Origin of the sequence: Chryseobacterium sp. CP-77 (assembly GCF_036362765.1) — a bacterium.
Classification (GTDB): Bacteria; Bacteroidota; Bacteroidia; order Flavobacteriales; family Weeksellaceae; genus Chryseobacterium; species Chryseobacterium cupriresistens.
Genome location: NZ_CP143637.1, coordinates 3,299,263 through 3,322,588, shown reverse-complemented (window position 1 = coordinate 3,322,588; position 23,326 = coordinate 3,299,263). Strand labels below are relative to the sequence as shown.

Genomic DNA, 23,326 nt, shown 5'->3' with positions numbered 1-23,326 from the left:
CAAATCACAAAATATGAAAAAATGGGTTAAAAGGCTTTTGATAACTTTCGGAATTCTGGCAGTAATTCTTCTCGCCGCGAATTTCGGATTAAATATATGGCTCAAAACCCAGCTTCCGGAGTATATAAAAAAGAATACTGCTTATAAAGTTTCCTATAAAACCCTTGATGTCGATCTGGGAACCGGAAATATCTTCGCAGTCGGGATTACCATCAACAGTAAAAATCCGCAAAATACAGACGTTATTGGTTTGCAGGGAACTATTGATACCTTGAAAATAAGCCGTTTCGGAATTTATGATGCTGTTTTTAATAAAAGAATCAGCTCGTCAGATCTGTTGCTGGCAAAACCTGTTTTAAATGTCATTCTGGCAAAGCCTATTGATCGCAAAACCGGAAAGAAAAGAAATCCGGTTTTATTTGAAAATATCAGGATTAGCAAGGGTAAAATTGCTGTTTTCAGACATACCAAACAGAAATTTCTATCGGTACAGCAATTGGATCTGTATGTAGAAAATTTACAGATGACGGAAGAATCTGTAGAAAATAAACTACCCGTTGTTTTTGACAAATACAGCATTAAAGGACAAAAATTCTTTCTTCGTCCAGATGAAACATATGCGGTTACGATCAGCCGTATCAATACAAGTAACGGGCAGATGGCTGTTGAGAATTTCAGACTGACTCCGCTGCTCTCTTTTGCTCAGTTTAAAAAGTTTTATCCTAAAAAGGCTCAATTATTTGAATTTGCAGTTCCCAAAATGGATTTTACAGATGTCATTTTAAACAAAAATAAAGTTTCACTTACGAATGCAGAATTCCGGAACCCTGTTCTGACAGTCTATAATACAGGAGTAAAGACTAAGAAAGCTGAAAAAAAATCAAATTTTGAAGTTGATTTAAAAAATATAAAGCTGAATAATGCCATAGTAAAGATCACAAAGCCGGATGGAAATAATCTTCTGTCAGTAGGGAATCTTAGTGTAAATATCAATCAGCTGATGTTTAATAAAGAAACTTCTGAACAAATCATTCCGATAGGTTACAAAGATTTTACCATTGCCGGAAGGAATATTGAATATTCCAATGCTCAGAATATTACAATACGAAGTCTTGCGCTGAAGCCTGCAAACGGTGAAATCTGGGACATCGTACTGGCACCAGGGCATCCTGCAGAGAGAAAAGCAGCAGTAGTGTTAAAAACAGATCATATTGCTTTTAATATCAATAAACTGGAATTCGTTGATAAAAAACTTAATGTTGATCTTAAAGATCTTCTTGTAGAAAATGTAAACGGAACCTTTAAAGCAGGTGAAAAACCAGCCAATAAATCTCCTGAACCTGGTATTATTAAATCACTTATTATAAGAAAAACATCTTTAAAAAACTCAAACATTACTTATGATAAAGGAAAACAGCCTTTGACTTTCCACGATCTTAATGCAACGGTAAATAATATTGAATTATCACCTAAACCCAATCAGCCGGGAATGTCCTTCAAAGTGAAAGATTATTATATCACCACCAGAAACCTCGCTTATAAAACTCAGTTTTACAACATGAGCATTGGGCTTCTTAAGTTGAATAAAAATAGGGTGCAGATTAACAATTTTGCCATGAAACCTCTCGTTTCAAGAGCGCAGTTTATCAAAATGATACCTGTTGAGAGAGATCTCTATGATATAAAAGCCGGACAAATTACCGCAGAAGGAGAATGGGATCTGTTTTCTCATAATAAAATGATAAACGCTTCACAGGTAGGCATTGAGTCTGCAAATGCCAATATTTTCAGAAGTAAAATCCCTAAGGACGATCCAAAAATAAAAGCATTATATTCTAAAATGCTGCGTTCCATTAAGATTCCGATGACCATTCATAATCTGGATCTGAAAAACTCTGTCCTGGTCTACGAAGAAGATACTCCCGAAAGTATGGGACCGGGAAAACTGACCTTCAGCAACTTTAATATGAACGTTAAAAACCTGAATTCAGCTAAAATTAAAGGAAAGCCAACAAAAGTGGATATTAACATCAATTGTTCTTTCATGAATCTGTCACCACTTTCTGTCAACTGGAACTTTGACGTTGCAGATAATAATGATAGATTTGCTATTTCCGGAAAAACAACCGGTCTTCCGGCAAATGGAATCAATCCTTTTATCAGGCCTTATCTTCATGTGACAGCTACTGCAGGAACTATTCAGGAAATGCTTTTTAATTTCAAAGGAAACCCGGTTGGATTGCAAGGAACCTTTAATCTTAAACATAAAGACTTAAAAATTGCCGTATTAAATAAGAATAATCATGAGAAAAAAGGTTTTCTGACTGCTGTTGCCAATGTTTTTCTGAGATCGGATTCAGGGCGCTTTCCGGAAGCCGTTACTGTAGAAAATGTGGAACGTGACCCCACAAAGTCTTTCTTTAATCTCTTCTGGAGAGGAATAGAGCAGGGATTGAAGAAAACCCTGATTGGTAAAAATGTTCAAAAAACAGAAAAGAAAGTCAAAGAAGCAGTTTCTTCTGTAAAGGATATGAAACAGTCGGTAAAAGAAATAAAACAGGAAATAAAAAATAAAAAAGAAACTCCCGGTGCGGAAGGAGAGAAAAAAGAAAAGAAAGGCTTCCTGAATAATGTGTTCAGAAAAAAGGAAAAAACTGAAGAATAATTCTTTAAACCATTAAGACAAATCCGTTGGCTGCCAGTCATAACCACTGTACAGTATATTTAATTGAAAACAACCTTAATGGTTTAAAGAAATTAATATGTGATTGAGTTGTTAAAAATTGAATTCATCACTTTCCTGAATAGGGATATCTCTTAAAAACTTATCAAATTCTTCACCTGGATAATTGCTGTCTGCACCATAAGAGTCTATAATCATCCCACGATTTCCTGCATTGTCCTTCACTACATAAAGTACGGCGTTATCATCAGGATTGCTGTCTCCCTCGAAGCGATAAGTTTTTAAAATGACCAGTTCAGAGGGTTGATACACTTTCTCAGAATTTTCAAACTTCATTTCACATTTTTCGTTCATTCTGAACTCCCTATGTATTCCCCTTTCAGAAAGCGTTTTCATCACTTGGCTTAAGGTCGTCATTCTGTCAATGTTTTCTGGATTTTCCATAATAATATTTTTATTTTTAAGTACAATAATTAAACCATTGCTATCCTAAATATAAGAAAAATAGCAGATTGTAATTTTCCTAAAAATAAAGTTGAATGTTAACAAAATTTATAATTAAAAAAAATAAAAGAGGTATGCTTTTTGCAATGGTATCAATAATAAATCAGAGAAAATATGAAAAAAGAAGTTGGAGTTTTACTGGCAGGAGGAGTTGGTCTTTTGGCAGTATTGAGTTTAATAAGCATTAAAAAAATTTTGACTAAAAAAGATAAAAAATATAGTGATTCCTATTCGGATTATCACAGACACTTTGATGAAAAAAATAATGATGATGAAACTCATGGAGTAGAATTATTCGCGCTGAAGTAGTAAAAAAATATATTTAATTATGTTTAAATCCAACGCTTTTGAAAGTGTTGGATTTTTTTGTGGAAAACTTTAATGTTAAAACTCATTATTTTATAAAAATTCCATTCTAATTTTACACCGGAATGCAAAACGAAAATTTCATAAAAGGTCAGGGAGCTCAGCGAAACGTTGTCAATCGTTTCGACAGGTATACCTATGAACCAGAAGATGAAGATTTCGAAACCGTAAAGACTTCTTTTACGGAGGTATTTCCTAAAACCATTGTCAATCAGGTCAAAAGTGAAGACCTTCCAATGGAATATTCGATGAACCCTTATCAAGGATGCGAACATGGCTGTTCTTACTGCTTTGCAAGACCAACCCACGAATACTGGGGCTATAGTGCCGGGGTAGATTTTGAAAGAAAAATCATGGTAAAGAAGAATGCCCCTGAGTTACTGGAGAAATTTTTTCAGAAAAGAGGATACAAAGCTGCCCCGATTCTATTGTCCGGAAACACCGACTGCTATCAGCCGGCGGAAAGACAATTTGAAATTACCAGAAAATTACTGCAGGTATGTCTTGATTATAGACATCCTGTCAATATTCTGACAAAAAATGCCCTGGTATTAAGAGATCTTGATATTTTAAAACCTATGGCAGAACAAAATCTGGTGTCAGTTTCTCTAAGCATTCCAACCATCAACGAAGAATTGAGACGCAAGATGGAGCCGAGAACGAGTTCTGCAAAAAATAAATTAAAAGCAGTCGAAGTCCTTTCCCAAAACAATATTCCCGTACATGTTATGGTAGCGCCCATTATCCCGGGACTCAATAGTGATGAACCTTTAAATATATTGAAAGCCATTTCGGATGCCGGTGCTTTAGGTTTCGGATATACTTTGGTACGCTTAAATGATACCGTAGAACCTGTTTTTGTTAACTGGATTGAAGCCCATTTTCCTGACAGGGCACAAAAAGTTTTAAATCTCATCAGATCCATGCGGGGTGGAAAACTTGGAGATAAAAGATATTTTGAAAGACAAAAAGGAGAGGGAAATATTGCAGAAATGATTCATACCACCTTTAAGATCGGCAGAAAGAAGTTTTTTGAAGGCAAAGAATTTCCAAAGCTTTCCACTGCCAACTTCACGGGAACCCGCGACCAGCAGCTTAGATTGTTTGATTAAGCTTATTTTATATATAGTATAAACTTGTTGCTATTTCTTCAAACCTACTCAGACTCTAGCACTCCAACTCTCCAATTTTCTCAGGAGCTATTTCCTGCTATCCATTCATACTCCTCGCGCCCTCGCACTCCCACGCAGTCAGCCTGAGCAAAGCCGAAGGGCCCCCACACCTAAAACCCATCCACCCTCCGACGCAAGCTGTGGGGTAACCATTACTATCAGGGCTAGGGGAGGAGCTGTAAATGATGAATGATGAATGATGATTTTCGGGGTAGGAGGATACAGTGGCTGAGGTGATTGAGTTTCGGGTTTTTAGGTAGAAAAGGAACATAGGTGTTGAATTTTCATATTGTAGATTTCTATGGAAACATATTATTGAGTACAAATCTCTATTCCCCTTGTATCATTCCGCAGGAATCCCAACTTCTTTACAAGAGCCTTAAAAGAAGTAAAATGACAGTATAATGTCTAAGATTTTTTTTAACAGTTAGTATTAGCCATGTCATGCTGAGCATAGTCGAAGCATTTTAATTACGGGTATAGGAGTTAAATCTTATTACTCTTTATTATATATAAATATACTCTTTAGCATTTCCATCCTTCCCATTCTATATATAATATAAATGTATACATAAAGCAGGCCCCTCTTATCTGTGTAAATCTGCGAGATCCGTGGGCAATGATCATCCCCATACATAAAAAACAACAATCTCCCTTCATTATATATAATCTTCCATCAATAGGAGCGGGCTATAATCCCGAGCTTAATCGAATGAAGCTTAATCTCTTATATAGGCTAGTCTCTCTCTTATATTATATATACCTTATTTTTTTTGATCTTCCTCACCCCAAACCCCGCATCCGGCACCCCGAATCATACCCCTCTCCCCTCAAACACTCAAACTCTCCCACGCTCCCACACTCTCACCCCGATTCTCCAAACAAATGTTTAAAATTTTTCCCCCTGCTACCCAGTTCTTTAGGAACAAATATCACCGTAATGTAAAATTTATGTTAAATAAACTTGTTTTGCGTTGTAGGAAGTTGCTATCTTTGCCCCACTGAAAACGAGAGTAGAACAGTAGCGCAGAAGCGCCTTTAGATAGGCATAAACGATATTACTTCAAAAAAGAAACAAGCGAAAAAAACTTCAAAACTTTTTGTAAAAAAAGTTGCCAGTTAAAAAAGAGTTTGTATCTTTGCAGTCCCAATTAGAGGGAGCGCAGGAGTATAGAGATTGAGGTTTTGAGAAGGGTTAAGGTTACTTAAAAAACTTTAAAATTTTCTTCAAAAACATTTGGTCATTAAAAAATAAAGTTTTACTTTTGCACTCGCAAATACGGAGCGACACTGACAGAGAGATTGCTTCGGAAAAAGCGGAAGATATAAAGATCATTGACATACAATATAACAACCAAGTAAGGAAAAACTAAAGCGTTAAAAACTTTGAGTGAGTCAGACAAACATACAATGGAGAGTTTGATCCTGGCTCAGGATGAACGCTAGCGGGAGGCCTAACACATGCAAGCCGAGCGGTAGAGATCTTTCGGGATCTTGAGAGCGGCGTACGGGTGCGGAACACGTGTGCAACCTGCCTTTATCTGGGGGATAGCCTTTCGAAAGGAAGATTAATACCCCATAATATACTGGATGGCATCATTCGGTATTGAAAACTCCGGTGGATAGAGATGGGCACGCGCAAGATTAGATAGTTGGTGAGGTAACGGCTCACCAAGTCTACGATCTTTAGGGGGCCTGAGAGGGTGATCCCCCACACTGGTACTGAGACACGGACCAGACTCCTACGGGAGGCAGCAGTGAGGAATATTGGACAATGGGTGAGAGCCTGATCCAGCCATCCCGCGTGAAGGACGACGGCCCTATGGGTTGTAAACTTCTTTTGTATAGGGATAAACCTACCCTCGTGAGGGTAGCTGAAGGTACTATACGAATAAGCACCGGCTAACTCCGTGCCAGCAGCCGCGGTAATACGGAGGGTGCAAGCGTTATCCGGATTTATTGGGTTTAAAGGGTCCGTAGGCGGATCTGTAAGTCAGTGGTGAAATCTCACAGCTTAACTGTGAAACTGCCATTGATACTGCAGGTCTTGAGTGTTGTTGAAGTAGCTGGAATAAGTAGTGTAGCGGTGAAATGCATAGATATTACTTAGAACACCAATTGCGAAGGCAGGTTACTAAGCAACAACTGACGCTGATGGACGAAAGCGTGGGGAGCGAACAGGATTAGATACCCTGGTAGTCCACGCCGTAAACGATGCTAACTCGTTTTTGGAGCGCAAGCTTCAGAGACTAAGCGAAAGTGATAAGTTAGCCACCTGGGGAGTACGAACGCAAGTTTGAAACTCAAAGGAATTGACGGGGGCCCGCACAAGCGGTGGATTATGTGGTTTAATTCGATGATACGCGAGGAACCTTACCAAGGCTTAAATGGGAAATGACAGGTTTAGAAATAGACTTTTCTTCGGACATTTTTCAAGGTGCTGCATGGTTGTCGTCAGCTCGTGCCGTGAGGTGTTAGGTTAAGTCCTGCAACGAGCGCAACCCCTGTCACTAGTTGCCATCATTAAGTTGGGGACTCTAGTGAGACTGCCTACGCAAGTAGAGAGGAAGGTGGGGATGACGTCAAATCATCACGGCCCTTACGCCTTGGGCCACACACGTAATACAATGGCCGGTACAGAGGGCAGCTACACTGCGAAGTGATGCAAATCTCGAAAGCCGGTCTCAGTTCGGATTGGAGTCTGCAACTCGACTCTATGAAGCTGGAATCGCTAGTAATCGCGCATCAGCCATGGCGCGGTGAATACGTTCCCGGGCCTTGTACACACCGCCCGTCAAGCCATGGAAGTCTGGGGTACCTGAAGTCGGTGACCGTAACAGGAGCTGCCTAGGGTAAAACAGGTAACTAGGGCTAAGTCGTAACAAGGTAGCCGTACCGGAAGGTGCGGCTGGAACATCTCATTTTAGAGCGTCTTTTGACGTTAAACAAAATCAGTACGCAAGTACATTATACTTACTTAAAGTATAGCTTTAGTTTTTTTGTTTGGTTGATATATAAAAATACAAAACCCACTAGAAATTAGTAAAGGGATTGAGAGAGGCAAAGAAGATAAAAGCAGAGAGAGAAAGACGAAGAAATTAGTCTATTATCAATCAGTCTATCATCTTTTACGTCTAAAAGACAGTCTCGTAGCTCAGCTGGTTAGAGCGCTACACTGATAATGTAGAGGTCGGCAGTTCGAGCCTGCCCGAGACTACTAATTAAAGCGGTAAGCATTAAGCTGGAAGCAGTAGGCAATACGCCTAAAGCTTATAGCGTAAAGCCTGCAGCACCTAGAGGGGAATTAGCTCAGCTGGCTAGAGCGCCTGCCTTGCACGCAGGAGGTCAAGGGTTCGACTCCCTTATTCTCCACAGTTTTGGAAGACTGATTTAAAAGTTACGAATGGAGCCAAAAACAACATTTGTTCATCAGTTGGAAAAGAAGAAATTAAGATCATTGACATTAACGGTAAAGACATCACAAAGAGAAAACCGAGCGTATAAAGCGCTTGAGTAACCAATAGGAAAGAAATCGTTAAGGGCGTATGGCGGATGCCTAGGCTTTCAGAGGCGACGAAGGACGTGGTAAGCTGCGAAAAGCTGCGGGGATTGGCACACACGAATTGATCCGCAGATATCCGAATGGGGCAACCCGGCATATTGAAGATATGTCACCTCGTAAGAGGAGCAAACCCGGAGAACTGAAACATCTAAGTACCCGGAGGAAAAGAAATCGAAGAGATTCCGTAAGTAGTGGCGAGCGAAAGCGGATTAGCCCAAAAGTCTTTTTATGTTTAGAGGAATGTTCTGGAAAGAACAATCGTAGAAGGTGATAATCCTGTACTCGAAAGGCATAATAAGATGATAAATGAGTAGGGCGGGACACGTGAAATCCTGTCTGAATATGGGGGGACCATCCTCCAAGGCTAAATACTCCTGAAAGACCGATAGTGAACAAGTACTGTGAAGGAAAGGTGAAAAGCACTTCGAATAGAAGGGTGAAATAGAACCTGAAACCGTACGCCTACAAGCGGTCGGAGCAGCGTAATGCTGTGACGGCGTGCCTTTTGCATAATGAGCCTACGAGTTAATTTTACTAGCGAGGTTAAGGTATTAAGTACCGGAGCCGGAGCGAAAGCGAGTCTGAATAGGGCGTATAGTTAGTAGGATTAGACGCGAAACCTTGTGATCTACCCATGGGCAGGTTGAAGCTCTGGTAACACAGAGTGGAGGACCGAACCGGTTGACGTTGAAAAGTCTTCGGATGACCTGTGGGTAGGGGTGAAAGGCCAATCAAACTGGGAGATAGCTCGTACTCTCCGAAATGCATTTAGGTGCAGCGTCGTATATAAGTTTATTAGAGGTAGAGCTACTGATTGGATGCGGGGGTTTCATCGCCTACCAATTCCTGACAAACTCCGAATGCTAATAAATGTTCTGCGGCAGTGAGGGCATGGGTGCTAAGGTCCATGTCCGAGAGGGAAAGAACCCAGACCAACAGCTAAGGTCCCCAAATATATGTTAAGTTGAAGCAACGCGGTTGGACTGCATTGACAGCTAGGATGTTGGCTTGGAAGCAGCCATTCATTTAAAGAGTGCGTAACAGCTCACTAGTCGAGCGGTCCGGCATGGATAATAATCGGGCATAAACATATTACCGAAGCTATGGATTTATATTTTAGATATATCTGGTAGGAGAGCATTCTATTTGCGCCGAAGCAGTACTGTGAGGTATTGTGGAGCGGATAGAAAAGAAAATGTAGGCATAAGTAACGATAAAGCAGGCGAGAAACCTGCTCACCGAAAGACCAAGGCTTCCTCAGCCATGCTAATCAGCTGAGGGTTAGTCGGGACCTAACGCGAACCCGAAAGGGGTAGTGGATGGACAATGGGTTAATATTCCCATACTTGCTCACAATAAAAGGGGACGGTTGGATGTAGCTGCTGGAGACTGACGGAATAGTCAAGGCCTAGCCTTCGGGCGAAGCTGCTGTAGTGTAATCTGATCCAAGAAAAGCCGAAGTGAAGCAACCCGTACCAAAACCGACACAGGTGGTCGAGGAGAGAATCCTAAGGTGCTCGAGTGAGTCGTGGCTAAGGAACTAGGCAAAATAGTCTCGTAACTTCGGAAGAAGAGACGCCATCAGCAATGGTGGCCGCAGTGAAGAGGCCCAGGCGACTGTTTATCAAAAACACAGGACTCTGCTAAATCGAAAGATGCTGTATAGGGTCTGACACCTGCCCGGTGCTGGAAGGTTAAGGAAGGTGCTTAGCGTAAGCGAAGGCATTAACTGAAGCCCCAGTAAACGGCGGCCGTAACTATAACGGTCCTAAGGTAGCGAAATTCCTTGTCGGGTAAGTTCCGACCTGCACGAATGGTGTAACGATCTGGGCACTGTCTCAGCCACGAGCTCGGTGAAATTGTAGTATCGGTGAAGATGCCGATTACCCGCAATGGGACGAAAAGACCCTGTGAACCTTTACTATAACTTCGTATTGACTTTGAGTAAGTAATGTGTAGGATAGGTGGGAGGCTTTGAAGCAGGCACGCTAGTGTTTGTGGAGCCGACGTTGAAATACCACCCTTTACTTACTTGGAGCCTAACTTCTTTCAGAAGGACATTGCGTGGTGGGTAGTTTGACTGGGGTGGTCGCCTCCAAAAGAGTAACGGAGGCTTTCAAAGGTACCCTCAGCACGCTTGGTAACCGTGCGTAGAGTGTAATGGCATAAGGGTGCTTGACTGTGAGACCAACAAGTCGATCAGGTGCGAAAGCAGGACATAGTGATCCGGTGGTTCCGTATGGAAGGGCCATCGCTCATAGGATAAAAGGTACTCCGGGGATAACAGGCTAGTCTCCCCCAAGAGCTCACATCGACGGGGAGGTTCGGCACCTCGATGTCGGCTCGTCACATCCTGGGGCTGGAGAAGGTCCCAAGGGTTGGGCTGTTCGCCCATTAAAGTGGCACGCGAGCTGGGTTCAGAACGTCGTGAGACAGTTCGGTCTCTATCTATTGCGGGCGTTAGATGTTTGAGAGGGCTTGATTCTAGTACGAGAGGACCGAATTGAACAAACCTCTGGTGTATCAGTTGTACCGCCAGGTGCACCGCTGAGTAGCTACGTTTGGAAGAGATAAGCACTGAAAGCATATAAGTGCGAAACTCGCCTCAAGATGAGACATCTTTTAAGGGTCGTTGTAGATGACGACGTTGATAGGCTATAGGTGTAAAGACAGTAATGTCATAGCCAAGTAGTACTAATTACCCGTAGATTTATAGCCTTTGGTTGCTATATCATATAATAAATGACAAGTTCTTTATGCGCAGCGAAGGTTTTGTCTTTGTGAAAGTTTTTATCGCTTAAAACGCAATAAGCTTAAGGCTTCAAGCCTGATGCTTAAAGCTATATACCTTCTTTAGGGTGGTTTTAGCGGTGGGGCTCACCTGTTCCCATTCCGAACACAGAAGTTAAGCCCACCAGCGCCGATGGTACTGCTAACGCGGGAGAGTAGGCCGCCGCCAGTTTTTATTTTATTTTTAAAAAATCCTTTATCATAACGATAAAGGATTTTTTTTGTTTTATACCCAGCTCAATGTATGAGTAATGAGTAATGAGTAATGAGTAATGAGTAATGAGTAATGGGTAATGAGTAATGAGTAATGGGTAATGAGTAATACATCGATTATTCATCATTCATGATTGATCATCCATCACTTATCATTCATCATTGATCAATTATCAATGGTAACCGGACAGTACACCCTCCAATGGTCACTCCGCAGGAGTCTCAACAAAGTCTCATCAAATAATTTACAGTATTAAATTGTCTGAATTAAAGGAATCATAAAGGCTCTAATAAATGAGGCTGGATTCCTGCGGAATGACACAGTGGAAAGAAGCGGTGTAAATGAAAAAGAGAGACGCCATTGGAAGCACTAGATCAATTGGAAGGAATGTTTAAGACACTGTTGAAAGATCATTATCCGGTTCAGCATAAAATTATTCATTCTTATGGCTGATATCTTGTTTGATTTCACTACTATCGTTTATTCCACCCATTGTCACTCCGATTTCTATGACAAAAACAAAGAATTATTATAGTTTTTTTCATAAAGTTTCCCTGTTCTGATTATTGCAAAAATTCTATGAATAATTTTGTTTCTCACAGCGTTTAAAACTGCCATTTTGTTTTTACCATCACTTATTTTTCTGTGATAATATATTTTTAAATCATTTTCTAGTCTCACAGCTCTCATTGCAGCCATATGAAGTACTGTTTTCAATGATTTATCCGCATAATAAGAAAGCTTAGGTTTAAATTTTATTGATGTTCCAGATTGATAGCCAAAGGGGACCACACCTGCATAACAAGCTAATTTTTTGGGGTTATTAATCTTTGTAAACCCTTCTGTTTTAGCAATAATCATCCAGCTTAATACTTTTCCTACTCCTGGAATACTTTGTATACATTGCTTCTTGGAGTATAAATCTGAGTCATTATCAATGAGTTGTTCTATTTCATTTTCTAAAAAATCTATATGCTTTTCTAAAATTTCAATCTCCTTTTTATTCATTTTTAAAAATTTAGAATCATATCCTATACTTTCAAGTTGTGAATAAAGATGTCTTTGCTTTAATAAAGAAGCTCTTAGCTTTATCTTAGAATTTCGCTCAGAAAACAGCACTTTAATTTTCTTTATGTTATCAGAGCATGGTTTCCATTCTATAAGCTCTTTTTCATGTTTCTCTGTGAACTCACAGATCCTTTTAGCATCAATTTTATCATTTTTACCCCTTATTAAGCCTATACTTTTCTTTAAGTGTAAGGGGTTAAGTACAAAAACTTTAAAATTAAAATACTCCAGAACCTGATATAATTCCCAATTATATCTTCCTGTATTTTCCATGGAAACTATAATCTCAGATTTCGGCTCTTGAAAAATTTTGAAGAATACTTTGATTGCCTTAGCTTCATTGGCAATAACATTAAAAGAATAAGAACCACACTTTTTAATACAGATATCCAGTGTCTTGGCACTAATGTCAATACCTATTACAATTTTTTCCATACTTTTGGTTTAAGTTATAAATGTAAGAGCAATTCATCTGATTCTTAACACCTTGATAATGGGCTTTAAATCCCGAATTTCTATTTAAGTCTTTTGATGAAAAAGCATTTAGTTCTTTATCGGAGTATGAATCATATTCTAAGGAATCTATAGTGTAACTAAATGCTTGCTCTTTTCTAAATGTAATCATTTATTTCATAGAACTAATCTAAAGGTAGGAGTCTCAACAAAGTATCATCAGTATTAAATCGTCTGAATTAAAGGAATCATAAAGACCCTAATAAAGGAGGTTGGATTCCTGCGGAATGACACAGTGGAAAGAAGCAGAGCAAATGAAAAAGAAAGACGTCATCGGAATCAATAGATCAATTGGAAGGGAATGTTTATGTGTGCAAATGGGATAGTGATACATAATTGAAAAAGGAAGTTGATGTGTATGCTGTACTATTTAAAGAATGATATCAGACCCTATTTTTAGGCTGATAAATCAATTATCAAAAACAAAGAATGGATCATTCGGGTAATTTTTTTTGAGTAGCTGAAATCTGCTTTATTTTAATACAAAAGAAATAAAAAACCGCTTCTCTGCAGAAACGGTTCTTATTGATGACATTTTGAATTTTTATCTTACATATCACTGTTCGTATCCGGGCATTTGAAGTCATTGCTGCAGGTTGCACAAACAATGGTTCCGTTGCAGTAATACATACAGAAATCAGTTTCCGGAAGATTAGCTCCACCTGAAATGTTCTTTAATTGGTTCTTTTGTAGTTTTTTTAGGTTTTTCATATAGTTTTAATTAAAAATTTGTTGTTAAAGTAAAAATAATTAAAATATTTTTAATTATGCAATATGTGGTATATTTAAAAATTAAATTTAATATAGCTTTCTATATTCTTTTACGGTTTAAGACTTTTTAGTTTTTAATTGACTAATTATTAATATAATAAATAGTAATTGTAAGCTAGCGTTATCCGAAAAGCTTATAGAGTAGGAATACCAAAAACCAATAACTATGAAAAATTTTAAAAAACTTTCAAGAGAAGACAGAAAATGTATTGTTGCGGGGATTAATTTCCCAGCCTATTGCTTAGAAGGCGGTGGACCGGGAGAAGGCGGCTATTGTATAACAGGATAAAAAGAAGTAAAATGAATATGTAAATAAAAACGGCTGCCTCAAATAGAGACAGCCGTTTCTTTTTATTTTTTAATCAATCCCAGTTCGATCAATCTTTCATGCAGGAATTCTCCGGCAGTAGTATCTTCGTATAACTTTGGATTGTTTTCATCTACACAATTTTCAAGTGCATTTAAAGACATGGCACTGATAGGATGCATAAAGAAAGGAATTGAATATCTTGAAGTACTCCACATTTCTCTTGGTGGGTTTACCACTCTGTGGATGGTAGATTTCAATTTGTTGTTGGTATGTCTTGAAAGCATGTCACCAACATTGATCATCAGTTCATCTGGTTCGGCAATGGCATCAATCCATTCTCCGTTGTGATTTTGAACCTGAAGACCTTTTCCTTGTGCTCCCATTAAAAGAGTGATAAGGTTGATATCTCCGTGAGCAGCTGCTCTTACCGCATCATCCGGTTCTTCAGTGATTGGCGGATAGTGAATCGGTCTTAAAATAGAATTTCCTTCTGCGATCTTGTCATCAAAATAAAATTCATCTAAACCAAGGTGTAATGCCAAAGCTCTTAACACATACTGTCCTGTTTTCTCAAGCATCTGGAATGCTTCTTTACCAACTTCGTTGAATCTTGGAAGTTCTTCAACGATTACGTTGTCCGGATACTCAGTTCTGTATTTTGAATCATCAGACAGATATTGTCCAAAGTGCCAAAATTCTTTTAAGTCCCCTTTTTTGAAACCTTTTGCAGTTTCTTTACCGAATCCTACATAACCTCTCTGGCCACCAATTCCTGGAATCTCATACTTTTGTTTCGTTTCCACTGGTTGTTCAAAAAAGTTTTTCACCTCTCCATACAAATCATCCACTAGGTTGTCATCAAGAAAATGGCCTTTTAAGGCTACAAAACCAATTTCTTCATAAGCTTTTCCGATTTCATTTACAAATTTCTGTTTGCGTTCCGGGTTGCCCGAAAGGAAATCACGCAGGTCTACACTAGGTATTTTATCCATTTTTAGAAATTTACGAACAGCAAAATTACATTTTTTTTAATTTAAATGATTTTAAAATCATTATTTATAAGTTAAATTTGCTGTATGAAAAAATATTCTTCTAAGAGAAGTATCCAAATACTTGCACATCTTCTTCAGCAGTACGGAATTGCAGATATCGTAATTTCTCCGGGGTCGAGAAATGCTCCTTTGGCCATCCATTTTTCAGAGGTAGATAGTTTCAATTGTTACAGCATTGTAGACGAAAGAAGTGCTGCTTTTGTGGCAATGGGAATGGCGAAAAGTGAGAAAAAACCTGTAGCTGTTACGTGTACCAGCGGATCTGCGGTAGTTAATTATTATCCTGCGGTTACGGAAGCATTTTATCAGAATGTGCCCCTTTTGGTACTTACTGCAGACAGGCCGACAGATTTTGTTGATATATTCGATGGGCAAACGATCAGACAGAAGGATGTTTTTCATCAGCATTCCTATGGTGACTTCCAGCTTTTGGAAGACAGTAAGGAGAACGCAGAAGATATTAATTTCGATATCATTAAAAAAGCTATTGAACTTTGCTTTGAGAAGCAAGGTCCGGTACACATTAATATTCCTTTGGAAGAACCTTTGTATGAGCTGGTTTCAGAGCTTCCTACTTTTCCTACGGTAGAAAAGACAATTAAGCATAAAGAGTATGAAATTCCGTCCAATCTGATTGCAGAATGGCATACCTCACAAAGAATTATGCTGTTGGTGGGAACAAGAGATTACAGTCCGGAACTGGAAAGCCAGCTGACCCAGTTGGTGAAAAACCATTCTGTTGTAGTACTGAGTGAAGCCAATTCAAATTTGCACCATGAGAAATTTTTCAAACATATAGACCGTTATATTTTCAACTTTACAGAAGAAGATTATAAAACATATGCTCCTGACCTGTTGATTACAGTTGGGCAGAATGTGGTTTCCAAAAAAGTGAAACAATTCCTCAGAAGTGCCCGTCCAAAACAACACTGGCATCTGGATGAAGTGTGGCAGCCTGATACTTATTTCTCACTCACAGAAAAGATAGAGGTGAAACCTGAGGTTTTCTTCTCAAAACTGTTGAAATTTATCAATCTGGAACCAAGGCCTTATTATAACCTTTGGGACGTCTTAAGGGATAAAAAAGATGCTAAACATGAACAGTTTTTAAATACAATTGATTTCTCAGATTTTTATTTCTTTAATAAAGCGTCACAAACAATTCCCGAGAATTATAATATTCATTTCAGTAACTCCTCGGGGATCAGATATGCACAGCTGTTTGATTTTGGGAAGAGAAAAATGTACTGTAACAGAGGAACAAGCGGTATTGACGGATCTACTTCTACGGCAATGGGATTTGCCATTAAAAATGAAAATCCAACCTTATTGATTACAGGTGACCTGAGTTTCTTCTATGACATCAATGGCCTTTGGAATCAGTATATTCCGCCATTTGTAAGAATTATGATTTTCAATAACGGTGAAGGAAATATCTTTAAAATCATTCCCGGACCTGGAAATGCCAATCCGAATACTCTGGACGAATTTATTGCGACAAAACACCGTAAAAATGCAGAATCTCTGGCGAAGCATTTTGGATTCTCCTATATCAGAGTAGAGGATGAACTTACGCTGGATAGGGTTCTTGAGAATTTCTTCAAACCTGATGCGCAGCCAAAAATCCTGGAAGTAAATACTCACGGGAAGAATAGTGCAGATGTACTGAAATCGTATTTTGAGTTTATGAAATAAATTTAAAGATCAAGATATTCTTCATTCCCCGGCAGATTGATAATTCTATCGATAGGATAGATAAACATATCATCAAAATCATTCAACGCATTAATGATCTGGAAATGGGTGAATTGCTTTATATTCTGTAAAGTGATCTCCGTTTCTTTGATCTTTTTATGCTTTAAAAGATGTTGTCTCTGCACACCGTTCAACAGGTAAGTAGAAGGAGTGAACCAGTCTTTTCCCTTTAGAAATAAAAGGTTGGAAAAGGAGGTGTCAGTGATATGATTATTTTTGACGATGATAATTTCTTCTGCTTTTGCTTTCATCTTCATTTTATCGAGCTCTTTGCGGTCTTCAAATTTGAATGAATAATCAAAGCTGTTGTTTTCTACCAGCTGAAAGTCCTGTATTTCAGGAATCGCATAAGGAATCATCTGTGTTCTGATCTTTTTATCAAGGTCATAAGCAATTCTCAGCTTGAAAAGACCATCTTCATCATGCTGCAGATTTTTATAGATCTTGGCCAGATCAATAGAGTCTTCTTTCCCGAAATGGGAAAACGTCTGGTTGACACGGTTCTGATGTAGATCCAATAGAAAAACCTCCTGATCTTCTACTTTAATGCTTTCAATGAATTGGGACATAGATTTTATTTTTCATTTCCTGATATTCGTCTTCTAATTTACTCATGTGCGTTATACCGCCTCCGCTTTTGAAATACAATTGATCTCCTTCTTTTTCAATAAAGCGTATCATTACACAGCTGTCTACATTTTGGCCGTCAAACCAGCCACAGATTCCCGTGTAATATCCTCTGTCATACCCTTCCGCATCCAGAATAATTTCCAGTGTTTTAGGTTTGGGAGCTCCTAAAATAGAGCCTGCAGGAAGCAGTTTCTTCATAATACTTCCTATTTTTCCCTCATATTCAGGTTTTATCATCCCTGAAATTTCGGAACTCATTGCATACAGATCCTTCTGCCGGGTTTTGATAAAATCAATCTGTTGGAACTGATCCACCTTTACATCGTCAGCTACCATGCTTAGATCGTTCCTGAGGAGATCTACAACCGTGTAATGTTCTGCCTTCTCCTTTTTATCATTCTTAAGAATTTCTGCTGCATTTTCAATAGATGCATCAATGGTTCCTTTCATGGGATAGGTAAAAATTTTTCCTTCAATGATCTTTACAAAAGTTTCCGGAGAAAAAAATACAAAAAAATCTTTATAAAAAACTTTGTATTTCGCATTTGAATGATAAAAAATTTCTTCCAGGGTTAAATTAGTCTCAATACGTGTTTTTCTAGTGTAATTTACTAAGTAAGAGTTTCCTAAACGAATATTTTTCTGAACTTTATCAAAGCCGGCCTGAAAGCTCTCCAATGTTTCAGGAAAGGATTTCCAAACCACTTTTTTATTCAGTGCATGGGTTTCTTTTGAGGTTGAAAATTCTTGAAAATCAACAATTAAGCCCTGTTTTTCAATTTCATTTTCCTGATAGATTTCAACATTCTCCGAGAGAAAGTCGATGATGAAAAAATAGGGAACCTTCTGAAGAGAAAGCTCGTCCATTTCCATAAATTTTTGATGATTCACTGAAAACATTCTGCAAAAGTACTTATTGATGTTTACTTTTGCATAAATTTTTTTTACGATGCAGAACAAATATCCTCAGAAACCGGGAATAGATTTTATATTGAAGCAGGCATTTTTTTATTGGAATAAAACACTCGTTTTTCAGTTGATGTTTTCCATTTTTTACTTTGGAATTTTCCTCACGGTATTTTTCGCCGCAGATCTCAAATATAATATTTTGAGCCAGTACATGGAAACTAGCAAGTATCTGAAGGATGGCATGCAGGCCTATGCCGCACAATATACTAAAATGGTTTCTACTCCGGAATTTCAGAATTTTTCTCTGATGATTGTGGGGACTATGATTTTTCTCTATCCTCTCAATATCGGGTTTTATCAGATCTACAGAAAAATTGATCTTAAAGAAAAGCTGGAGCTGGGAGATTTACTGGTGGGATATAATGGACTTAACTTTTTTAAGTACATAGGATATTATATTTTCTGGTTTTTCATTTATATCAATGCTGCCCAGACTATTATTCTTGGAATCGTTTGGGTGATAGCAACTGTATTTGTTGCTCCGTTGATGTTTTTTACCAATAAAAGAATCTTTGAATCCATTTCCCTGAATTTTAAAGCGCTCAGAATGTATTTTCTGGAAATAACGGTATGTGTAATCATTGCCTTTCTATTTAAGTATTTGGGCTTTGCCCTATTTTTTATTGGAGGATTATTTACTTTTCCTTTTTGGAATGCCATGATTTACTCATTGTATAAAACCGTTTTTTCAGAGAAAAGTTAAAATTCATTCGTGTTTAATGGGATTTTTTACTAAAAAAAAGTAAATTTGGTAAAATCATTAAATATTTAAACTATGTCTGAATTTAACGAATTTGATCAGCAGGGCTCTGTACCCAACAGAGAAACGGGATCAATTATTTCTCATGCTTTTGAAATGTACAAAGGCGTTTTCGGTTACGGAATTGTAGCTATGATCATCTACCTTATCGGAGGTTCTGTTATTCAAATGCTTACCGGGTTTGACTCTGCTTCTATGGTGGAAGAAATGAAATCAGGTGGAGATTTTAATTACTGGAGTGCTCCGGGACTTCCTTTATATATGGGAGCGTCCAGCCTTTTTGGACTTTTATTATCTCCCTTGTATGTAGGATTGATCTATATGGTCAATAAATACAATACCAAAAGTCCGATTGAATTTTCTGATCTTTTTATCGGATACCGCCAGAATTTTGTAAACATTTTGATTTATAGTCTTCTTGCTTGGATAATTTCTTCCATTGCTCTGGCATTATGTGTTCTGCCTATCATTTTTGTATATCCTTTCCTTTTAATAGGATATCCGATTCTGTTATTTGAAAATGCTTCAGCTACAGAGGCTTTATCGAAGTCGTTCAATATTGCTAAAGAAAATTATGGAACTTTCTTATTAACCGGATTTTTAGGAGGTCTGATTTCTGTTGCGGGAATTATTCTTTGTGGAATAGGGATTATCCTGACAGCTCCTTTTATTATGATTGTAATGTACTCTACCTATTGCGCTTTCTTAGGAAAACCAAGACAGATTATGTACAGTAAATAAAATATAAAATACATGATGAATAAGGACAAACAAATAAGCAGTGTTGCGATAAAGCAGATGTCGTTACTGGCCATCATTCTGGTATTGACAGGATTGATCTGCTTTAATCTGGCATTGTTTATTCCCTCGGTTCTGGGAGCGATTACCATTTATGTAGTCTGTAGAAAGTATAATTTTTATCTGCAGGAAGAAAAGAAATGGAAACCGTCACTGGCTGCTTTTGCATTGATGTTTGCAAGTCTTATTGTTCTTATTCTTCCGATCTATTTTATTGCCGATCTGATTATTGATAAACTGGGAAATGCACAGGCTTATATGGCCAAGTTCAATGTTTTCCTGGATAAAATACATGCTTATATTTTCTCAAAAACAGGGTTTGATATTCTAAGCAAAGAAAATATGGCAAAACTGAAAGATAATGTAGGAAAATTTTCTACTTCTGCAGTCAGTGGGACATTCAATACGCTTACAGTTGTGATGTCCATGTATTTTATTCTCTATTTTATGTTGGAAAAACCGAGGCTCTTTGAAAAGATTCTGACTTCTTCCGCTCCGCTGAAGAGAGCAAATATCTCTCTGATTGGCGATAAAATGAGAAAATTAATCATGGCAAATGCTATCGGAATTCCGGTTGTAGCAGTAGGGCAGGGGATTGTTGCTCTCATCGGTTATCTGATTTTTGGAGCACCGGGAGCAGCATTGCTTTTTGCATTAACGGCTGCCGCTTCTGTAATTCCTGTAGTAGGAACGGCTATTATCTACGTTCCCGTGTGCATTTTTATGATTGCGGAAGGTAATACCGGACAAGGAATTGGTTTAGCAATCTACTGCCTTGTGGTGGTAGGACTTACTGATAATCTTCTACGTTTTACCCTTTTAAAGAAACTGGAAAATATTCACCCATTGAATACCGTATTCGGAATCATTATGGGAATGAATCTGTTTGGGTTTATGGGACTGATTTTCGGACCTATTCTGATCTCATTGACACTTCTTCTGGTGCAGGTATACAGGAACGAATTTTCGGATGAAGATACTCCTCCGGATCTTGAACTGCCCGCTCAGGATGATATTAAAGAACAATTAATTTAATTATATAAAAGTGGAAGGACTTAATCCCGAAATATTAAAAGAAATCTGTGTAATGAAAATGCCTTTCGGTAAATATGAAGGAACGGTTCTGGTGGACCTTCCTATCAGCTATCTGGAGTGGTTTAATAAAAACGGAATGCCAAAAGGAAAATTGGGAATGCAGCTTTCAACGGTTTACGAGATCAAGTTAAACGGGCTGATGGATCTTTTGACTCCTATCAGGGCAGCAGTAAGGAATGGATGATAAAAATTAAAAATACCCATTTTAGTATATAATTTCGGCGGCATCGAAGATGCCGCCGAAACTATTTTATAATCATTTTTTACACTTTCAATGCTGAAATTTCATCCCTCAGCTTAGCCGCTTTAATAAAGTCGAGATTTTTTGCTGCCGCTTCCATTTCTTTTTGTTTCTGGGCAATCATTTTCTCAATATCCTCAGTGGCGTAGGTTGCTTTTGTTTCAGCAACTTTCTGAAGAATTTCCTTTTGAGTATATTTTTCATCAGGGAAGTCTTTGCTTCTTCCTACAAGATTTTCGGATATCTTTTTATTTAATGCTTTTGGCTTCAGACCGTGCTCTTCATTGTACTGCATTTGCTTGGCTCGTCGGTATTCGGTTTCATCCAGAGTAGCCTGCATGGATTTTGTGATTTTGTCTGCATACATGATTGCCTTTCCGTTCACGTTTCTTGCGGCACGCCCTACGGTCTGGATCATTGATCTTCTGCTTCTCAGCATTCCTTCTTTATCAGCATCCAGAATGGCAACCAGAGAAACTTCAGGTAAATCCAGACCTTCTCTTAATAAGTTAACCCCAATCAATACATCAAAAAGCCCTAAACGAAGATCCTGCATAATCTGAATACGCTCCAGGGTCTCTACATCTGAGTGAATATATCTCGTTCTGATTCCGAATTTGGTGAAGTACTTGGTCAGTTCTTCTGCCATTTTCTTGGTTAAAGTAGTCACCAGTACCCTTTCATCCGCATCGGCTCTTTTCTGGATTTCTTCCATCAGATCATCAATCTGGTTCAGTGAAGGTCTTACTTCAATAATCGGATCTAAAAGCCCTGTAGGACGGATAATCTGTTCTATATAAGCGCCTCCCGTTTTTTCCAGTTCATAATCTGCAGGTGTTGCAGAAACATAAATAACCTGATTCTGAATAGCTTCAAATTCTTCAAACTTTAAAGGTCTGTTATCCATTGCTGCCGGAAGTCTGAAACCGTATTCCACCAATGCTTCTTTTCTGCTTCGGTCTCCTCCGTACATGGCATGAACCTGTGGAACGGTAACATGGCTTTCATCGATAACCATTAAAAAATCTTTAGGGAAATAATCAATAAGGCAGAAAGGTCTCGTTCCCGGAAGACGGCCGTCAAGATACCTTGAATAGTTCTCAATTCCTGAGCAATAGCCAAGTTCTTTGATCATTTCAAGATCCAGTTCTGTTCTTTCCTGAAGGCGTTTTGCTTCTAAAGGCTTCCCGACAGAACTAAAGAAATCAACCTGTTTTACCATGTCATCCTGAATCTCTTTAATGGCGCCATTTAAGGTCTCCTTCGATGTTACAAAAAGATTGGCAGGATAAATCTGTATCTGATCAAAATTATCCTCCACATTTCCTGTTACCGGATCAAAACTTTGAATCTTTTCAATTTCATCTCCAAAAAACTGAATTCTGATTGCATTATCCGTGTAGGCAGGGAAAACATCAATGACATCTCCTTTTACACGAAATGTTCCTCTCTGGAATTCATTTAGCGTTCTCGCGTATAGTGCGTTAACTAATGAATGGAGAAGAGCAGTTCTGGTAACTTTCTCACCAATGGCGATAGAAATCAACGATTTATGAAATTCCGTAGGATTCCCGATACCATAGATACATGAAACAGAAGCTACAATCAAAACATCTCTTCTTCCCGAAAGAAGGCTGGCAGTTGCAGAAAGACGTAGTTTTTCTACCTCTTCATTGATGCTCAGGTCTTTTTCAATATAAGTTCCTGTGGTGGCAATATAGGCCTCGGGCTGGTAGTAGTCGTAGTAGCTGACAAAGTATTCCACTGCGTTTTCGGGAAAAAACTCTTTAAACTCCATGAAGAGCTGTGCAGCAAGAGTTTTGTTGTGTGCCAGTACCAAAGTTGGACGTTGTACTTTTTGTATAACATTCGCAACAGTAAAGGTTTTTCCGGAACCTGTTACCCCTAAAAGCGTTTGATATTTCTCACCAATCTCTATTCCTTCAGTAAGTTTTTCAATAGCTTGGGGCTGGTCTCCGGTAGGTTTATATTCTGAGTGAAGCTTAAAATCCATAGAAAAGAATGTATACAACAAAAATACGAAAGAAATTATTAGGCTATATCATCTTTTGT

Annotated in this window: 16 protein-coding genes, 2 tRNA genes and 3 rRNA genes; 14 read left to right on the top strand and 7 right to left on the bottom strand. The window is 38.4% G+C overall.

The genetic code is table 11. The features are described from left to right. Positions 1-13 precede the first annotated feature (13 nt). The gene (locus tag V0410_RS14725) at positions 14-2,665 is read left to right on the top strand and encodes a DUF748 domain-containing protein (protein WP_330744536.1); all 2,652 of its coding nucleotides are present in this window, start codon (positions 14-16) and stop codon (positions 2,663-2,665) included. 111 nt (positions 2,666-2,776) lie between these two features. On the opposite strand, the gene V0410_RS14720 is transcribed toward V0410_RS14725, so the two are convergent. Then, a complete protein-coding gene (locus tag V0410_RS14720; RefSeq protein WP_110011835.1) occupies positions 2,777-3,127 on the bottom strand; it encodes a hypothetical protein in 351 nt (116 codons plus the stop codon). A gap of 174 nt (positions 3,128-3,301) precedes the next feature. Between V0410_RS14720 and V0410_RS14715 the strand changes: the two genes are divergently transcribed. The 7 genes from V0410_RS14715 (at position 3,302) to rrf (ending at position 11,249) form a co-directional block, all read left to right on the top strand. Then, entirely contained in the window at positions 3,302-3,496 is a 195-nt protein-coding gene (locus V0410_RS14715; protein ID WP_047426218.1) for a hypothetical protein, read from the top strand. Positions 3,497-3,618: 122 nt separating this feature from the next. Beyond that, positions 3,619-4,665 carry a PA0069 family radical SAM protein gene (locus tag V0410_RS14710; RefSeq protein WP_330744528.1) on the top strand — a complete coding sequence of 349 codons (1,047 nt, stop codon included), beginning with the start codon at positions 3,619-3,621 and terminating at the stop codon, positions 4,663-4,665. Between the two features lie 1,467 nt (positions 4,666-6,132). Then, positions 6,133-7,649: ribosomal RNA gene (locus V0410_RS14705) — 16S ribosomal RNA — on the top strand. Between the two features lie 219 nt (positions 7,650-7,868). After that, positions 7,869-7,942 (top strand) — tRNA-Ile (locus tag V0410_RS14700). A gap of 81 nt (positions 7,943-8,023) precedes the next feature. Continuing rightward, positions 8,024-8,097: transfer RNA gene (locus tag V0410_RS14695), tRNA-Ala, on the top strand. A gap of 153 nt (positions 8,098-8,250) precedes the next feature. Then, positions 8,251-11,005: ribosomal RNA gene (locus tag V0410_RS14690) — 23S ribosomal RNA — on the top strand. A gap of 136 nt (positions 11,006-11,141) precedes the next feature. Further along, positions 11,142-11,249: ribosomal RNA gene (gene rrf / locus V0410_RS14685) — 5S ribosomal RNA — on the top strand. Together the 16S, 23S and 5S rRNA genes with 2 tRNA genes alongside form the textbook arrangement of a ribosomal RNA operon. A gap of 549 nt (positions 11,250-11,798) precedes the next feature. On the opposite strand, the gene V0410_RS14680 is transcribed toward rrf, so the two are convergent. Both V0410_RS14680 and V0410_RS14675 read right to left on the bottom strand, forming a co-directional pair. Continuing rightward, complete coding sequence (locus V0410_RS14680) at positions 11,799-12,794, bottom strand: IS110 family transposase (RefSeq protein ID WP_330744527.1); 996 nt, start codon at positions 12,792-12,794, stop codon at positions 11,799-11,801. A gap of 627 nt (positions 12,795-13,421) precedes the next feature. Beyond that, entirely contained in the window at positions 13,422-13,583 is a 162-nt protein-coding gene (locus V0410_RS14675) for a bacteriocin-like protein (RefSeq protein WP_330744526.1), read from the bottom strand. A gap of 226 nt (positions 13,584-13,809) precedes the next feature. On the opposite strand from V0410_RS14675, the gene V0410_RS14670 reads away from it, so the two are divergent. Continuing rightward, positions 13,810-13,932, top strand: a complete 123-nt coding sequence (locus V0410_RS14670; RefSeq protein WP_330744524.1) for a hypothetical protein — start codon at positions 13,810-13,812, stop codon at positions 13,930-13,932. Between the two features lie 62 nt (positions 13,933-13,994). Here the strand turns inward: V0410_RS14670 and V0410_RS14665 are convergent, their stop codons facing one another. Next, a complete protein-coding gene (locus V0410_RS14665) occupies positions 13,995-14,945 on the bottom strand; it encodes an isopenicillin N synthase family dioxygenase (protein ID WP_202840961.1) in 951 nt (316 codons plus the stop codon). A gap of 84 nt (positions 14,946-15,029) precedes the next feature. Between V0410_RS14665 and menD the strand changes: the two genes are divergently transcribed. Further along, positions 15,030-16,700: a 2-succinyl-5-enolpyruvyl-6-hydroxy-3-cyclohexene-1-carboxylic-acid synthase gene (menD, locus tag V0410_RS14660; protein ID WP_330744521.1), complete on the top strand. Its 1,671-nt coding sequence runs from the start codon at positions 15,030-15,032 to the stop codon at positions 16,698-16,700. Between the two features lie 2 nt (positions 16,701-16,702). On the opposite strand, the gene V0410_RS14655 is transcribed toward menD, so the two are convergent. Both V0410_RS14655 and V0410_RS14650 read right to left on the bottom strand, forming a co-directional pair. Beyond that, positions 16,703-17,329 (bottom strand): aminotransferase class IV, encoded by a 627-nt coding sequence (locus V0410_RS14655; protein ID WP_330744518.1) that lies wholly within the window; start codon positions 17,327-17,329, stop codon positions 16,703-16,705. Then, positions 17,313-18,290: an aminodeoxychorismate synthase component I gene (locus V0410_RS14650; protein WP_330744516.1), complete on the bottom strand. Its 978-nt coding sequence runs from the start codon at positions 18,288-18,290 to the stop codon at positions 17,313-17,315. The genes V0410_RS14655 and V0410_RS14650 overlap by 17 nt, the downstream gene beginning before the upstream one ends. A 220-nt stretch (positions 18,291-18,510) precedes the next feature. Here V0410_RS14650 and V0410_RS14645 point away from each other — a divergent pair, with 220 nt between their 5' ends. From V0410_RS14645 to V0410_RS14630, 4 genes are all read left to right on the top strand, one after another. Then, a complete protein-coding gene (locus V0410_RS14645; RefSeq protein ID WP_330744514.1) occupies positions 18,511-19,062 on the top strand; it encodes a hypothetical protein in 552 nt (183 codons plus the stop codon). 72 nt (positions 19,063-19,134) lie between these two features. Next, entirely contained in the window at positions 19,135-19,860 is a 726-nt protein-coding gene (locus V0410_RS14640; RefSeq protein ID WP_227944421.1) for a beta-carotene 15,15'-monooxygenase, read from the top strand. Between the two features lie 12 nt (positions 19,861-19,872). Then, complete coding sequence (locus tag V0410_RS14635) at positions 19,873-20,952, top strand: AI-2E family transporter (protein ID WP_110011749.1); 1,080 nt, start codon at positions 19,873-19,875, stop codon at positions 20,950-20,952. Positions 20,953-21,004: 52 nt separating this feature from the next. Beyond that, positions 21,005-21,196 carry a DUF3820 family protein gene (locus V0410_RS14630; RefSeq protein WP_330747708.1) on the top strand — a complete coding sequence of 64 codons (192 nt, stop codon included), beginning with the start codon at positions 21,005-21,007 and terminating at the stop codon, positions 21,194-21,196. Positions 21,197-21,275: 79 nt separating this feature from the next. Here the strand turns inward: V0410_RS14630 and uvrB are convergent, their stop codons facing one another. Next, on the bottom strand, positions 21,276-23,267 hold the full coding sequence (uvrB, locus tag V0410_RS14625) for an excinuclease ABC subunit UvrB (RefSeq protein ID WP_330744510.1): 1,992 nt from the start codon (positions 23,265-23,267) through the stop codon (positions 21,276-21,278). Positions 23,268-23,326: the final 59 nt, after the last annotated feature.

Coding starts and splice junctions, on each gene's coding strand:
- V0410_RS14680 (WP_330744527.1), bottom strand. CDS start 12,794: ATGGAAAAAATTGTAATAGGTATTGACATTAGTGCCAAGACACTGGAT.
- V0410_RS14720 (WP_110011835.1), bottom strand. CDS start 3,127: ATGGAAAATCCAGAAAACATTGACAGAATGACGACCTTAAGCCAAGTG.
- uvrB (WP_330744510.1), bottom strand. CDS start 23,267: ATGGATTTTAAGCTTCACTCAGAATATAAACCTACCGGAGACCAGCCC.
- V0410_RS14665 (WP_202840961.1), bottom strand. CDS start 14,945: ATGGATAAAATACCTAGTGTAGACCTGCGTGATTTCCTTTCGGGCAAC.
- V0410_RS14715 (WP_047426218.1), top strand. CDS start 3,302: ATGAAAAAAGAAGTTGGAGTTTTACTGGCAGGAGGAGTTGGTCTTTTG.
- V0410_RS14710 (WP_330744528.1), top strand. CDS start 3,619: ATGCAAAACGAAAATTTCATAAAAGGTCAGGGAGCTCAGCGAAACGTT.
- V0410_RS14630 (WP_330747708.1), top strand. CDS start 21,005: ATGAAAATGCCTTTCGGTAAATATGAAGGAACGGTTCTGGTGGACCTT.
- V0410_RS14655 (WP_330744518.1), bottom strand. CDS start 17,329: ATGTCCCAATTCATTGAAAGCATTAAAGTAGAAGATCAGGAGGTTTTT.
- V0410_RS14635 (WP_110011749.1), top strand. CDS start 19,873: ATGATGAATAAGGACAAACAAATAAGCAGTGTTGCGATAAAGCAGATG.
- V0410_RS14645 (WP_330744514.1), top strand. CDS start 18,511: ATGGAAACTAGCAAGTATCTGAAGGATGGCATGCAGGCCTATGCCGCA.
- V0410_RS14725 (WP_330744536.1), top strand. CDS start 14: ATGAAAAAATGGGTTAAAAGGCTTTTGATAACTTTCGGAATTCTGGCA.
- V0410_RS14670 (WP_330744524.1), top strand. CDS start 13,810: ATGAAAAATTTTAAAAAACTTTCAAGAGAAGACAGAAAATGTATTGTT.
- V0410_RS14640 (WP_227944421.1), top strand. CDS start 19,135: ATGTCTGAATTTAACGAATTTGATCAGCAGGGCTCTGTACCCAACAGA.
- V0410_RS14675 (WP_330744526.1), bottom strand. CDS start 13,583: ATGAAAAACCTAAAAAAACTACAAAAGAACCAATTAAAGAACATTTCA.
- menD (WP_330744521.1), top strand. CDS start 15,030: ATGAAAAAATATTCTTCTAAGAGAAGTATCCAAATACTTGCACATCTT.
- V0410_RS14650 (WP_330744516.1), bottom strand. CDS start 18,290: ATGTTTTCAGTGAATCATCAAAAATTTATGGAAATGGACGAGCTTTCT.